The 12,980-nt window shown below is 73.2% G+C and carries 15 protein-coding genes; 11 read left to right on the top strand and 4 right to left on the bottom strand.

Going from position 1 to position 12,980, the window contains the following annotated elements; genetic code table 11:
- Positions 1 to 69 precede the first annotated feature (69 nt).
- From C6W10_RS32610 to C6W10_RS32570, 9 genes are all read left to right on the top strand, one after another.
- A complete protein-coding gene (locus C6W10_RS32610) occupies positions 70 to 405 on the top strand; it encodes a hypothetical protein (RefSeq protein ID WP_107262900.1) in 336 nt (111 codons plus the stop codon).
- Positions 406 to 520: 115 nt separating this feature from the next.
- Entirely contained in the window at positions 521 to 1,342 is an 822-nt protein-coding gene (locus C6W10_RS32605; RefSeq protein WP_107262899.1) for a DUF1206 domain-containing protein, read from the top strand.
- 129 nt (positions 1,343 to 1,471) lie between these two features.
- Positions 1,472 to 2,689: a mechanosensitive ion channel family protein gene (locus C6W10_RS32600; protein WP_107262898.1), complete on the top strand. Its 1,218-nt coding sequence runs from the start codon at positions 1,472 to 1,474 to the stop codon at positions 2,687 to 2,689.
- A gap of 381 nt (positions 2,690 to 3,070) precedes the next feature.
- Positions 3,071 to 3,502, top strand: a complete 432-nt coding sequence (locus tag C6W10_RS32595) for a phage holin family protein (RefSeq protein WP_107262897.1) — start codon at positions 3,071 to 3,073, stop codon at positions 3,500 to 3,502.
- Positions 3,499 to 3,810, top strand: a complete 312-nt coding sequence (locus C6W10_RS32590) for a DUF3618 domain-containing protein (RefSeq protein ID WP_107262896.1) — start codon at positions 3,499 to 3,501, stop codon at positions 3,808 to 3,810. Before C6W10_RS32595 ends, C6W10_RS32590 begins: the two co-directional genes overlap by 4 nt.
- 17 nt (positions 3,811 to 3,827) lie before the next feature.
- A complete protein-coding gene (locus C6W10_RS32585) occupies positions 3,828 to 4,079 on the top strand; it encodes a DUF4235 domain-containing protein (protein ID WP_369931448.1) in 252 nt (83 codons plus the stop codon).
- A gap of 72 nt (positions 4,080 to 4,151) precedes the next feature.
- The gene (locus tag C6W10_RS32580) at positions 4,152 to 4,844 is read left to right on the top strand and encodes an LppX_LprAFG lipoprotein (RefSeq protein ID WP_159104851.1); all 693 of its coding nucleotides are present in this window, start codon (positions 4,152 to 4,154) and stop codon (positions 4,842 to 4,844) included.
- Positions 4,845 to 4,848: 4 nt separating this feature from the next.
- Positions 4,849 to 6,417 carry an MFS transporter gene (locus C6W10_RS32575; protein WP_199853782.1) on the top strand — a complete coding sequence of 523 codons (1,569 nt, stop codon included), beginning with the start codon at positions 4,849 to 4,851 and terminating at the stop codon, positions 6,415 to 6,417.
- Between the two features lie 254 nt (positions 6,418 to 6,671).
- Positions 6,672 to 6,875: a cold-shock protein gene (locus tag C6W10_RS32570; protein WP_007075740.1), complete on the top strand. Its 204-nt coding sequence runs from the start codon at positions 6,672 to 6,674 to the stop codon at positions 6,873 to 6,875.
- Positions 6,876 to 7,058: 183 nt separating this feature from the next.
- Here the strand turns inward: C6W10_RS32570 and C6W10_RS32565 are convergent, their stop codons facing one another.
- Together C6W10_RS32565 and C6W10_RS32560 are read right to left on the bottom strand one after the other, a co-directional pair.
- Positions 7,059 to 7,268, bottom strand: coding sequence for a hypothetical protein (locus C6W10_RS32565; RefSeq protein ID WP_107262892.1), 210 nt, complete (start codon positions 7,266 to 7,268; stop codon positions 7,059 to 7,061).
- Positions 7,269 to 7,469: 201 nt separating this feature from the next.
- A complete protein-coding gene (locus tag C6W10_RS32560; RefSeq protein ID WP_107262891.1) occupies positions 7,470 to 8,453 on the bottom strand; it encodes an aldo/keto reductase in 984 nt (327 codons plus the stop codon).
- Positions 8,454 to 8,547: 94 nt separating this feature from the next.
- On the opposite strand from C6W10_RS32560, the gene C6W10_RS32555 reads away from it, so the two are divergent.
- Both C6W10_RS32555 and C6W10_RS32550 read left to right on the top strand, forming a co-directional pair.
- Positions 8,548 to 9,375 (top strand): trans-aconitate 2-methyltransferase, encoded by an 828-nt coding sequence (locus C6W10_RS32555; protein WP_107262890.1) that lies wholly within the window; start codon positions 8,548 to 8,550, stop codon positions 9,373 to 9,375.
- Between the two features lie 9 nt (positions 9,376 to 9,384).
- Positions 9,385 to 10,428: an adenosine deaminase gene (locus C6W10_RS32550; protein WP_107262889.1), complete on the top strand. Its 1,044-nt coding sequence runs from the start codon at positions 9,385 to 9,387 to the stop codon at positions 10,426 to 10,428.
- Between the two features lie 410 nt (positions 10,429 to 10,838).
- Here C6W10_RS32550 and C6W10_RS32545 read toward each other — a convergent pair whose 3' ends face one another.
- A complete protein-coding gene (locus C6W10_RS32545; RefSeq protein WP_107262888.1) occupies positions 10,839 to 12,233 on the bottom strand; it encodes a HAMP domain-containing sensor histidine kinase in 1,395 nt (464 codons plus the stop codon).
- Between the two features lie 29 nt (positions 12,234 to 12,262).
- Entirely contained in the window at positions 12,263 to 12,952 is a 690-nt protein-coding gene (locus tag C6W10_RS32540; protein ID WP_107262887.1) for a response regulator transcription factor, read from the bottom strand.
- Positions 12,953 to 12,980: the final 28 nt, after the last annotated feature.

Genomic DNA, 12,980 nt, shown 5'->3' with positions numbered 1-12,980 from the left:
CGCGGCCGGGCCGTTGCCTGGATCACTCCGGGTACCGTTGGTGGGGTGACGAATCCCCCGTACCGCCAAATGACCACCGTCCGTCGTGCCGCCGGTCTCCTCGCCGGCCTGGCCCTCGGTGTGGCCGTAATGGCCGGCTGTAGCTCCGAGGGCGCCAGTACCGACTGCGGGCTGGACGCCTGCACCGTCACCTTCGACCGGGGCGTCGACGCCCAGACCAGCATTCTCGGGGTCGAGGCCAAGCTGATCGGCGTCGACGGCGACAAGGTGACGATCGAGGTCGCCGGTGAGCAGTTGTCGCTGACCGTCGGCCAGCAGGCCACCGAGGTCGGCGGCCTGTACGCCACCGTGCAGAGCGCCGACCAGGAGCAGGTGGTGGTCCGGATCGGCCGCAACGCCGGCTGAACCGCGACACGGGGCGGCGGTGGCGGTCGACCCGCCACCGCCGGCCACCGGGCCGGGGGTGCCGCTCCGCCGCCCGGACGTTTGGAAATCTTCCCGATCGGTCATTGACAGGCCCATGTCAGCGACTTCGACCGCAGGAGCGAGTGCGGCCCGCGCCGCCAACAGCAAGCCCCTGGAAATCCTCGCCCGGGCCGGCTTCGTCGGCTACGGGCTCGTCCACCTGCTCTTCGCCTGGCTGGCCCTGCAGATCGCCTTCGGCCGGCCGGCCGACGACGGCGACCAGTCCGGCGCGCTGCGTACCCTGGCCGCCCAGCCGCTCGGCGGGTTCCTGGTCGGCGCGATCGGGGTCGGCCTGCTCGCGATGGCGATCTGGCAGGCCTTCGAGGCGGCGACCGGGCACCGGGAGTACCGGGGCCGGGAGCGGGTCGTCGAGCGGCTCACCTCGGCGGGCCGGACCCTCGTCTACCTCTACTTCGCCTGGACGGCCTATCAGGTGGTGCAGCACGCGAACTCGTCCAGTGCGGACAAGCAGCAGGCGCTCACCGAGGAACTCATGGCCTCGACCGGGGGCCGGCTGCTGGTCGGGCTGGCCGGTCTCGCCCTGGCCGCCCTCGGTGCCGGGCTGATCTGGTACGGCGCGGTCAAGAAGTTCGAGCGGCACCTGAAGACCGGTGAGATGAGCCCGCAGACCCGCAAGCTCGCCCGCCGGCTCGGCGTCGCCGGCTACGTCGCCAAGGGCGTCGCGTACGGCATCGCCGGGCTGCTCGTGCTGACGGCCGCGGTGAACTACGACCCGGACCGGGCGCGGGGGCTGGACGCCGCCCTGCACACCCTGCGGGAGCAGTCGTACGGCTCGATCCTGCTCACGCTGGTGGCGCTCGGCATCGCCGCCTTCGCCCTCTTCTGCGTGGTGCAGGCGAGGTACCGCAAGGTCTGACCCGACCTCGTCGGACGCACCGGGCGTCCCGCGTTTTCCAACCTCACAACGCTTCGCAGCCCTCGCCGGGTGCGGCTCGGGAGACATCCCGCAGCGGCACCCGGCTTTGGCGTGGAAGGAAGAACATTGGTGGACAGCTATCTGTGGACGGTCATCGCCACGGCGGGCGCGGCACTGCTCGCCCTCGCCGTGGTGGAGGTGGTGCACCGGACCGTACGCCGGCTCGGCCGCCGGTCGGTGCTGCTCGACGAACTCTCCGAGCACTCGCACCGACCCTTCCAGGTGGCGGCGACCGTGCTGGCGATCCAGTTCGGGGTGCGGTTCAGCACCGGCTACGGCGTCGGTACCCCGTGGCGGCAGACCCTGCTGCACCTGCTCGTCCTGGCGGTCATCGCCACCACCGCCTGGCTGGTCGCCTCGCTGCTGCTGGTCAGCGAGGACACCGCGCTGGCCCGGTTCCGGGTCGACGTGCCGGACAACCGGCAGGCGCGGCGGATCAAGACGCAGATCGTCATGCTCCGCCGGGTCACCATCGCGGTCATCGTGGTGCTGGCCGCCGGGGTGATGCTGATGACCTTCCCCAGCGTGCGTGGTGTCGGCGCCAGTGTGCTCGCCTCTGCCGGGGTGATCGGCGTGGTCGCCGCGCTGGCCGCGCAGAGCGTGCTCGGCAACGTCTTCGCCGGGCTGCAACTGGCGTTCAGCGACGCGGTCCGGCTCGACGACGTGGTGGTGGTCGAGGGGGAGTGGGGCCGGATCGAGGAGCTGACCCTCAGCTACGTGGTGGTGCAGATCTGGGACGACCGGCGGCTGATCCTGCCGACGTCGTACTTCACCACCAAGCCGTTCCAGAACTGGACCCGTACCCAGGCCGCCGTGCTCGGCACCGCCGAGTTCGAGGTCGACTGGTCGGTACCGGTGCAGGCGATGCGGGAGGAGCTGCGCCGGCTGGTGGAGGGTACCGAGCTGTGGGACGGGCGTACCTGCGTACTCCAGGTCACCGACGCGGTCGGCGGGATGGTCCGGTTGCGTGCCCTGGTCAGCGCGGCCGACGCACCGAGGCTCTGGGACCTGCGCTGCCTGGTCCGCGAACATCTGGTCGGCTGGCTGCGGGACCAGCGGCCGAGCGCGCTGCCCAGGCTGCGCGCCGAACTCGGCGACACCTCCGTCCGGCCGCCCTGGCAGTCGGCCGGGCCGCGCGGGCCGGTGCACGGCGGCACCGCCGACAACCGGCCGGCCGAACACGAGCCGCCGGACGACGCCCGGCTCTTCGGCGGTACCGACGACGGCGAGGCCCGCAGCAGCGCCTTCGTCGGCCCCGACGAGCCGGCCGAGGCGCCGTCGCGCTGAGCCCCGCCGGAGCCGGCCGAGGCGCCGTCGCGCTGGGCCCCGCCGGAACCGGTCGAGGCGGCCGCGGGCGCCGAGCCCTGCCCGCCCGTGCGGCGCCTGGCCGCGCGACCGGCCCGCCGGCTGAACACGGCCGCGACCGGAGCCGCTGACCTGCCGGATCGGCCGCCATCGGAGCGTCCGGTGGCGGACACTAACCACAGCGGGGCGGGACCTCTCTCCTCCTCCGCCGCACCGACGGGCCGTCCGCGCGGCTCCGGGGACGGGCGCGACGAACGAGGATTCCGCGCCGACGAAACGGACATCCGGCGCCAGCAGCGGTCGGCAGGATTGAACCACCGGCGACCGGGGCATACAGCCCAGGAGCCGGGATAGGAGGGCAGCATGGCCGACGTCGTACGCGACTCCGCTCGACCGGTCGGGGAGCAGTCCACCGCCGAGCTGGTCCAGCGCGCCACCGAGCAGCTGTCGCGGCTAGTGCGTGACGAATTGGCGCTCGCCCGGATCGAGCTGGCCGAGAAGGGTCGGCACGCCGGGATCGGGGCGGGTCTCTTCGGCGGCGGCGCTCTGCTGGCGCTCTGCGGACTCGGCGTCCTGGTGGCCGCCGCGGTGCTGGGACTGGCCCTGGTGATTCCGGCCTGGGCCGCCGCGCTGGTGGTGGCCGGGGCGCTCTTCGTCGTCGCCGGGATCTTCGCGCTGCTCGGCCGACGCCAGGTACGCCGGGCGGTGCCGCCGGTGCCGAAGGCGACGGCGGAGAGCCTGCGTGCGGACGTGCGTACGGTGGCCTCGGCGGTCCGGGACAGGGGACAGGGATGAGTCGCAGCAACGGCTACGGCAACCCGGAGGCGCTCCGGGCGGAGATCCGGCGGACCCGGGCCGAGTTGGGCGAGACGGTGCAGGCGCTGGCGGCCAAGGCGGACGTCAAGGCCCGGATCAAGGGCTCGGCGGTGCAGACCAGGGACCGGATGGTGCAGCGAGCCGGACAGACCACGGCGAACGTCCGGTCCTCCGTGCACGACGCCGGTTCGATAGCGTTGCGCCATCCGGTGTCCTGGGCCGTGTTCGCGGCCGGGGCGCTGGCGCTGGCGGTCGTGGTGCTGATGGCACGAGGGAGACGTGGGTGAGCAGGACAGTCAGCAAGATGGCCTACCGGCCGGTGGGCATTCTTCTGGGCATGGCCGCCGGTGTTGCCGCGGGCGCGGTGTTCCGGCAGGTCTGGAAGTTGACGGCGGGCGACGGCGAGGCGCCCGACGCGATCGACGAGGACCGGCACTGGGGTGAGATCCTGGCCGCCGCCGCGTTGCAGGGGGCCATCTTCTCGGTGGTCCGGGCCGCCGTGGACCGGGGCGGTGCGATCGGCGTACGCCGGCTCACCGGCCGCTGGCCCGACTAGAACCGACCGTTTCGGGTGCCCGGGGGCGGGATCACCGCCGCCGGGCACCCGGTCGTGAGTACGCTTCGGTTCATGCGTCGATCCCTCGCGCTCGCCGGTGCGCTGAGCCTGCTGCTGGCCGTCTCCGCAGGCTGCACCGACTGGGGCGCCGATGACCCGGCCGGGGCGGATTCCACCGCCCTGCCCGAGGCGGCCGAACTCCTCACGGGCGCGGCGACCGAGTTGGGCACGGTCAAGACCGCCCGGTTCGCGATCGCCACCGAGGGGGCGGCCGAGAGCCTCGGCATCAGCGCCGCCGAGGGCGTGATCACCGCGACCGGCGAGGCACAGGGGACCGCCCGGATCGAGCAGGGCGGGCTGCCGCTGGAGCTGTCCTTCGTGGTCAAGGACGAGACCCTGCACGTCAACGGGCTGACCGGCGGCTGGCAGAGGTTGCCGCTGGCGACCGCCGCGGCGATCTACGACCCGACCGCGATCCTCTCCCCGGACCGTGGCGTCGCCAACCTCGTCGGTAGGGCCACCGGCACCACCACGGGCCGGGAGGAGGTCGACGGGGTCGACACGTACCGGATCGAGGGGACGCTGCCCGGCACGGCGCTCGGCAACCTGGTGCCCGGCGTCAGCGCGGACGTCACCGGCACGCTCTGGATCGGTGCCGACCGGCGGCTGCTGCACCGGGCCCGGTTCCCGGTGCCCGGACAGACCGGGACGGTGACGGTGACCTTCTCGGAGTACGACGCTCCGGTCACCATCCGTGTCCCCTGATCCCGTGCCGCGGGCCGGTCGCCGGCTCGCGATCGGGGTGGGCGGCGCGGCCGTGCTGCTCGCCGCGCTCGACGCGTACGTCGTGGTGACCCTGCTGGTCGAGATCCTCGGCGACCTGCGGGTGCCGGTCAACCGGCTGGAACGGGCCACCCCGGTGGTCACCGGCTACCTGCTCGGCTACGTCGCCGGGATGCCGCTGCTCGCCCGGCTCTCCGACCGGTACGGCCGGCGCGTCGTCATCGAGGTCTGCCTGGCCGGCTTCGCCGCCGGTTCGGTGCTGGCCGCGCTCGCCGACAGCCTGCCGCTGCTGGTCGCCGGTCGGGGCCTTCAGGGACTGGCCGGCGGTGCGCTGCTGCCGGTGACGATGGCGCTCGTCTCCGACCTCGGCTCGGCCCGGCGCCGGGCGCTGACCCTGGGGCTGGTCGGCGCGGCGCAGGAGCTGGGCAGCGTGCTCGGCCCGCTCTACGGTGCCGGGCTCGCCGCGCTGGTCGGCTGGCGCGGTGTCTTCTGGGTGAACCTGCCGCTGGCGGTGTTGGCGATCGTGGTGGTCCGGTTGACGCTGCCGGCCCGTCAGGACCGGCCGGATGCCGTCCGGCAGCGGGTCGACGTCGTCGGCGGGCTGCTGCTGGCGGTCGCGCTCGGGCTGCTGGTGGTCGGCCTCTACAACCCCGATCCGGCGCGTTCGCTGCTGCCGCCCTGGGGTCCGGTCACCGTCGGGGCCGGGGTGGTGGTCCTCGGCGGTTTCCTGCTCTGGCAGGCCCGGGCCCGGACCCGGCTGCTGGATCCGACCGGCGTACGGATGCGGCCCTTCCTGGTCGCTCTCGGGGTGAGCGCACTCGCCGGCGCCGCGCTGCTGGTGACCCTGGTCGACGTGCAACTCTTCGCGCAGACCGTACTCGGCCGGGACGCCGTGCAGGGGGCGCTGCTGCTCACCCGGTTCCTGGTCGCGCTGCCGGTCGGTGCGGTGCTCGGCGGGCTGCTCGCCCGTCGACTCGGCGACCGGGTCCTCACCGTCGGCGGTCTGGCGCTGGCGACCCTCGGCTATCTGCTGATCGCCGGCTGGCCGGTCGAGGCGATGGCGGCCCGGTATTCGATCGGGCCGGTGGGGCTGCCCCGGGTCGACACCGACCTGGCACTGGCCGGTTTCGGTCTCGGGCTGGTCATCGCACCACTGAGTTCCGTCGTACTCCGTGCGGTGCCGCCGGTGCAGCACGGTGTCGCCGCCGCCGCACTGGTGGTGGCCCGGATGGTGGGCATGCTGCTCGGGGTCGCCGCCGTCACCGCCTGGGGACTGCACCGGTTCCAGCAACTCACCGCAGACCTGGTGACCCCGCTGCCGTTCGGTGTGGACCGTGCCGTCTACCAACAGCAGGTCGCCGAGTACACCGCCGGGGTACGCGCGGCGCTCCGGGTCGAGTACGCCGAGATGTTCACCGGTGCGGCGCTGTTCTGCCTGCTCGGCGCGGTTGCGGCGATCGCGCTCGGCGGCCGGGAGAGCGCTGCCGCACCGGTCGTGCCGGCCGGTGCCGAGACCGGGCGGAGTTCCCGGGCTGATCCTGTTTCGTCCGGATAGCGGTGCCGTCGCGGTGCCCTGTCGTCGATGGCTGGAGGGCCACGGGGCGCGCTCTCAGGTCACATGTCGGAGAATTTCGTCGGGTAGGCTATGCGAAGTTTTTGCGTACGTGGTTTGCTGTTCCACGCTGTTGAGAGATGGCGTGGGTCGAGGGGAAGTCCTCCTTCGTGGGGGCCGACTCGAGGCGCCGCTGCTCGAAAACGGCCAACCGGCCGCACGGCGTGCTCGGCCGCCAGTTTTAGAAGGAGATACACATGGCGCAGGGAACCGTGAAGTGGTTCAACGCAGACAAGGGCTTCGGCTTCATCACCGTCGACGGCGGGGGTGCTGACGTGTTCGTCCACTTCTCGGCCATCCAGACCAGCGGCTACCGCACGCTGGAGGAGAACCAGCGGGTGGAGTTCGAGATCGCTCAGGGCCAGAAGGGGCCGCAGGCGGAGCAGGTTCGCCCCATCTGATTCCGTGACGGCCGGCCCCCGCCGGCCCGAGTTTCGATTGCTTTGGGATCCACGTCGAGCCCCGCGGCCCCGCGGGGCTCGACGCGTATCCGGTCTGTCGGCCCTGCCGGCGGTCTGTCGCCCTGCCTGCGGTGCCGGTCAGGGCGGTGCCGGTCAGGGCGGTGCCGGTCAGGGCGGTGCCGGTCAGGGCGGCGGCGGTGTACCCCGGTTGCGGGCGCGCAGGCCCAGCACCACGAGTACCAGCCCGGCGACCACCACCACCGGGCCGATCACCGCCCAGAGCGGTTCGCCGGTCATCACGCTGCCGCCGAGCCGGCCCAACCCCTGTAGCGTCCAGACGGCGCCGATGACGACGGCCAGCAGCCCGAGCGTGAGCGGGAGCCATCCCTTCATCTGTCTCGCTGCTCCTTTCCGGGACGACGTCGGTCCTTTCCGGGACGCCGTCGGGTCGTCGCCGCGACGAACCGGTCGCAGCTGCTCCGGCCCCGACCGGTCGCCTCCGTTCGGCGACGAACCCGTTGCGCCCAGTCAACCGCGCGGTACGCCGGAGCGCACGTCGCCGCGCGGTACTGCCGTGCGCTCCGGTCGATCCGCCTACCAGCGGTCGTGCACCTGCGGTCGGACGAGTTCTGTGTAGACCGCGTCCACCGTCTCGGTCGCCTCGACCGACAGTGGCGCGAGCGCGGCGGCGGCGACGTTGGCGCGAGCCTGTTCGGCGTTGCGGGCACCGGGGATGACCACCGTGACGCCGGGCCGGTCGAGGATCCAGCGGAGCGCGAACTGCGCCATCGTGGCCCCCTCCGGCACCGCCGGACGCAGTCGCCGTACGGCCTCCAGCCCGGTTTCGTAGTCCACCCCGGAGAACGTCTCGCCGACGTCGAACGACTCACCGTGCCGGTTGTAGTTGCGGTGGTCGTCGCTCGGGAAGGTGGTGTGCTCGTCGTAACGGCCGGAGAGCAGGCCGCTGGCGAGCGGTACCCGGGCGATGATGCCGACCCCGGCGGCGAGGGCGGCCGGGAGTACCCGCTCGACCGGCTTGTGCCGCAGCGCGTTGAGGATGATCTGCACGCTGGCCACTCCGGGGCGGGCGATCGCGGCGAGCGCCTCGTCGGAGGTTTCCACGCTGACTCCGTACGCGGCGATGCGTTCCTCCGCGACCAGGGTGTCCAGGGCGTCGTAGACGGCGTCGGTGGAGAAGACCGGGGTGGGCGGGCAGTGCAACTGCACCAGGTCGAGCACGTCGACGCCGAGGTTCGTCCGGGACCGGTCGGTCCAGGCCCGGAAGTTCTCCAGGACGTACGCGTCGGGGGTCTGCGGCACCCGGCGGCCCATCTTGGTGGCGACAGTGAGCCCGGCGTCGGGCCGCTCGCGCAGGAACCGGCCGATCAGTTGTTCGCTGCGTCCGTCGCCGTAGACGTCGGCGGTGTCCAGAAAGGTGACTCCGCCCTCGACGGCGGCGGTCAGCACCGACAGCGCCTCGGACTCGCTGACCTGGCCCCAGTCGGCGCCGAGCTGCCAGGCGCCGAGCCCGACGACGCCGACCTCGCGGTTCAACCGCGGGAATCTCCGCTTTTCCACGTCGGCGAGCCTATCCCGGGACGGATTCGGGCCTGCCGGGGCGGGACGGTGCCGGTATGGTAAGCAAGACGTACGTACGGTTTGGAGGAGAGTCATGTGGGATCCGGCCAGCTATCTCCGGTACGGCGACGAACGCTCCCGGCCCTTCCACGACCTGCTCGGCCGGGTCGCCGCGCAGCGGCCCCGGACGGTGGTCGACCTGGGCTGCGGTCCCGGCCACCTGACCGCGACCCTGGCCGCCCGCTGGCCGGCCGCCCGGATCGTCGGGCTCGACTCCTCGGCCGAGATGATCGCCGCCGCCACCCGCGCCGCCCCGCCGGCCGGGTCCGCCCCGCCCGGCGCCCCGTCCGGCGGCGGGGTCGAGTTCGCCCTGGCGGACGCCCGGACCTGGACACCCGGCCCCGAGGTCGACGTGCTGGTCTGCAACGCCGTGCTGCAATGGGTGCCCGGACACCAGGAGCTGCTGCTGCGCTGGGCCCGCGAACTGGGCCCCGGCCGCTGGCTGGCGGTCCAGGTGCCGGGCAACTTCGACGCCGCCTCGCACCGGGCGCTGCGGGAGGTGGCCGCCACCCCGCGCTGGCGACACCTGGTCGCCGACCTGCTCCGGGCCGACCCGGTCTCCGACGCGGCCGGCTACGCCACCCTGCTGACCGGTGCGCACTGCGCCGTCGACGCCTGGGAAACTACCTACGTGCACCTGCTCCCCGCCTCCGGCGCCACCGACCATCCGGTGCTGAGCTGGATGGAGGGGACGGCGCTTCGTCCGGTCCGGGCCGCGCTGGGCGGCGCGGGTACGGCCTGGGACGACTTCCGGGCCGCGCTGACCGAGCGACTGGTCGAGGCGTACCCCGTCCGGCACGGGCTGGTGCAGTTTCCGTTCCGCCGCGTCTTCTTCGTCGCCCGTACCGGCGCACGTCAGTAGGGAGTTTCCGTGACCGACCTCTCGGCCTTCATCGCCGGACTGCCCAAGGTGGAGCTGCACGTGCACCACGTCGGCTCCGCGCTGCCGCGCATCGTGGCGGAGCTGGCCGCCCGGCACGAGGGCCGGACCCGGGTACCGGCAGACCCCGAGGCCCTCGCCAGCTACTTCGAGTTCCGCGACTTCGCCCACTTCGTCGAGATCTACCTCAGCGTGGTCGACCTGATCCGCGACGAGTCCGACGTCCGGCTGCTCACCTTCGAGGTGGCCCGGGAACTGGCCCGCCAGCAGGTCCGGTACGCGGAGCTGACGGTCACGCCGTACTCGCACGTGCACCGGGGGATCCCGGCACCCGCGTTCTGCGAGGCGATCGAGGACGCCCGGCGGGCCGCCGAGAGCGAACTCGGCATCTCGCTGCGCTGGTGCTTCGACATTCCCGGCGAGGCGGGGCTGCCGGCGGCCGAGCAGACCCTGCGGATCGCCCTCGACGAGCGGCCGGACGGCCTGGTCAGCTTCGGGCTCGGCGGCCCGGAGGTGGGCGTGCCCCGGCCGCAGTTCAAGCCGTACTTCGACCAGGCGAGGGCGGCCGGGCTGCGTTCCGTGCCGCACGCCGGCGAGACCACCGGGCCGGGGACCATCTGGGACGCGCTGCGCGAGCTGGGCGCGGAGCGGATCGGGCACGGCATCTCGGCGGCCCAGGACCCGGCGCTGCTGGAACACCTCGCGCAGCGGCAGATCCCGATGGAGGTCTGCCCGACCTCCAACGTCCGGACCCGGGCGGTCAGCTCGATCGAGGAGCACCCGCTGCCCCGGCTCGTCGAGGCCGGCCTGCTGGTGACGATCAACTCCGACGACCCGCCGATGTTCGGCACCACCCTCAACGACGAGTACGCCGTCGCCGCCCGGCTGCTCGACCTCGACGCCGCCGGGCTGGCCGGACTGGCCCGCAACGCCGTCACCGCCTCGTTCCTGGCGGCGCCGGAGCGGGACAAGCTGATCGCCGAGATCGACGCCTACCTGGCCGGGTACCGGCCCGGACCGAGCGGCGACCGGTGAAGACAGGCTGACCCGGCGCGGGGTGCTGCGGGCGGCCGCGCCGGGTCAGCGATCACGGGGCCGAGATCGACCGGTACGTCCCGCGCGTGTCGCCGCGGTACGCCGGCCCGACCTCTGCCGTTGGTGTCGGCGCGCGACGGAAGCCAGGTGTGGGGGACCGTGCTTCCGCCGCGCGCCAGGCTCCACGGGCCGGATCGGGGCAAACATCTGTGGGTGGTTGGCCCGGTGGAGCGGGATGGGATCGGGTTCGATGTTGCCACCGGGGCGGGCCGCTCGGACGCGCGTTAATCCAGACCTAAGGAAGACTTGCGCGGAACCAGAAACTCCTTGCCAGGACGCCCGATCCGGCCGGGAGAGGGGGTCGGTCGCCGGAGGATCGGGTCAGTCGCCGGAGCCGCCGGAGGATCGGGTCAGTCGCCGGAGGAGCGCGGCCGGGACCAGCGGCGGCGGGTCACCGCGTCCTTCTCCCGGGCCAGCCGGCCGACCAGCCCGAACCGGCTGACCTGTCGGGGCGCCGCGTCCGGGTCGGCCAGCAGCATGACCACGCTCGCCCCGCCGAGCCGGGCCCGGTCGATGCTGACCGAGCCGTTCGCCTGCTGGGCCACCCGGCGGGCGATGTCCAGGCCGAGCCCGGTGGAACCACGGTCGCTGGCCCCCCGGCGCAGCGCCCGGTCCGGGTCGGCGATGCCGGGACCGGCGTCGTCGACCCGTACCGCGATGTAGCCGTCCCGGCGGGTGACCGCGACCTCGAACGCGGTGCCCTGCGGGGTGTACCGGAAGACGTTGCCGAGCACCGCGTCCAGCGCGGCGGCCAGCTCCGCCCGGGGCACCGGCACCGGGATCCGGGTGTGCGCGCCGATGACCCGGTGCGACCGGTTCTGGTCGCCGGCCAGCGCCGACCAGAAGACCATCCGGTCCCGGACCACCTCGCTGACGTCACAGCTGCCCGGCGCGGCCTCCTGGGCGACCGTCTTCCGGGTGGTGTTGATCAGTACGTCGATCTCGCCCTCCAGCGTCACGATCGCCTGCCGGATCCGGCGGATCGTCCGGCGCCGGTCCAGTTCGGCGGCGCTGAAATTCCCGACGCTGGTGTCGTCGGAGTCGAGCGCGTCGGCGTCGAGCCGCAGCACGGTCAGCGGGGTACGCAGCCGGTGTGACAGGTCGGCGACGAGTTCCCGTTCGTCGGTGCGCGAGGTGACGAGCCGGTCCGCCATCCGGTTGAAGGCGTACCCGGCCTCGGCCAGCTCGCGGGGCCCGCTCGGCTGGATGCGTACGTCCAGGTCGCCGTCGCCGACGGCCAGCGCCGCCTGCACCAGCCCCCGGGCCGAGGCGACCGCCTTGCCGGCGAGCCGGTCCACCACGATCACCGAGGCGATCACCAGCCCGATCGCGACCAGGATCAGCATCAGCCAGGTGCCGCCGGTACCGGCGGTCAGCGCCGCCTCGGAGACGAAGACCTCGACCACCAGTACCCGGCCGGCGACCGGTACCGGTTCGAGTCGGACGACACCGCCCGCGACCTCGGCGACGACGGGCGTGCCGGTCCGGATCGCCCGGTCGACGTCACCGGCGGCGGCCCGGGGGTTGCCGCCGAGCGACAGGCCGTGCACGACCGGTGGACTGCCGGTGTTGCCGGCGGTCGACTCGACGACCCGGCGGATCGCCGCCGGGTCGGCGCTGACCGCGAGCGCGCCGGTGACCACCGCGCTGCGCCGGGCCGCGTCGCCGAGCGCGTCCTCCCGGGCGTCGCGTTGCAGCGCCGTGCCGAGCGGAATCAGGAAGGCGAGCGCGACGATGGTGGTCATGCCGGCCCCGAGGTAGGCCAGCGCAAGCCTCAGTCCGGTACCACCAACCGGAATCCGACCCCCCGCACGGTGCGCAGGTAGCGGGGCTTCGCCGCGGACTCGCCCATTTTGCGGCGGAGCCAATACAGATGTACGTCGATGGTCTGATCCTCGCCGACCGATGGCTGCCGCCATACCTCCTCCAACAGTTCCCGGCGGGACACTACCCGGCCGGGCCGCGCCGCGAGATAGGCCAGCAGGTCGAACTCCTTGCGGGTCAGCGCCAGGGGCACCCCGTCGAGCAGGGCGCTCCGTTCGCCGACGTCGATCCGCAGCCCGCCGACGGAGTGTACGGCCGGCTCGACCGTCCGGCTCGCCCGGCCGACCCGGCGGAGCACCGTGGTGATCCGGGCGTCCAGGTGGGCGCCGGTGAACGGCTTCACCATGTAGTCGTCGGCACCGGCCCGGAGCAGCCGGACGATCGCCTGCTCGTCGTCCCGGGCGGTGGCGATGATGATCGGCACGTCGGTGATGCCGCGCAGCATCCGCAGCGCGTCGGCGCCGTCCAGATCGGGCAGCCCGAGGTCGAGTACGACCAGGTCGGGGGTTTCGGCGGCGACCCGGCGCAGCGCGTCGAGCGCCGTACCGACCGCGTGCACCGCGTGCCCGCGGTCGGCCAGGGAGCGCAGCATGGCGCCGCGTACGACATGGTCGTCTTCGACCAGGAGGACGGTGGCCACCTGATGACCGTACTGCCCATGGCAAGTC

The organism is Plantactinospora sp. BB1, assembly GCF_003030385.1.
In the GTDB taxonomy this organism is placed as follows: domain Bacteria; phylum Actinomycetota; class Actinomycetes; order Mycobacteriales; family Micromonosporaceae; genus Plantactinospora.
This window is presented reverse-complemented; position numbering and strand designations above follow the sequence as displayed.

Excerpts from the sequence above, each read along its gene's own strand:
- C6W10_RS32610 (WP_107262900.1), top strand. The coding sequence starts at position 70 with ATGACCACCGTCCGTCGTGCCGCCGGTCTCCTCGCCGGCCTGGCCCTC.
- C6W10_RS32605 (WP_107262899.1), top strand. The coding sequence starts at position 521 with ATGTCAGCGACTTCGACCGCAGGAGCGAGTGCGGCCCGCGCCGCCAAC.
- C6W10_RS32595 (WP_107262897.1), top strand. The coding sequence starts at position 3,071 with ATGGCCGACGTCGTACGCGACTCCGCTCGACCGGTCGGGGAGCAGTCC.
- C6W10_RS32590 (WP_107262896.1), top strand. The coding sequence starts at position 3,499 with ATGAGTCGCAGCAACGGCTACGGCAACCCGGAGGCGCTCCGGGCGGAG.
- C6W10_RS32585 (WP_369931448.1), top strand. The coding sequence starts at position 3,828 with ATGGCCTACCGGCCGGTGGGCATTCTTCTGGGCATGGCCGCCGGTGTT.
- C6W10_RS32580 (WP_159104851.1), top strand. The coding sequence starts at position 4,152 with ATGCGTCGATCCCTCGCGCTCGCCGGTGCGCTGAGCCTGCTGCTGGCC.
- C6W10_RS32570 (WP_007075740.1), top strand. The coding sequence starts at position 6,672 with ATGGCGCAGGGAACCGTGAAGTGGTTCAACGCAGACAAGGGCTTCGGC.
- C6W10_RS32565 (WP_107262892.1), bottom strand. The coding sequence starts at position 7,268 with ATGAAGGGATGGCTCCCGCTCACGCTCGGGCTGCTGGCCGTCGTCATC.
- C6W10_RS32555 (WP_107262890.1), top strand. The coding sequence starts at position 8,548 with ATGTGGGATCCGGCCAGCTATCTCCGGTACGGCGACGAACGCTCCCGG.
- C6W10_RS32545 (WP_107262888.1), bottom strand. The coding sequence starts at position 12,233 with ATGACCACCATCGTCGCGCTCGCCTTCCTGATTCCGCTCGGCACGGCG.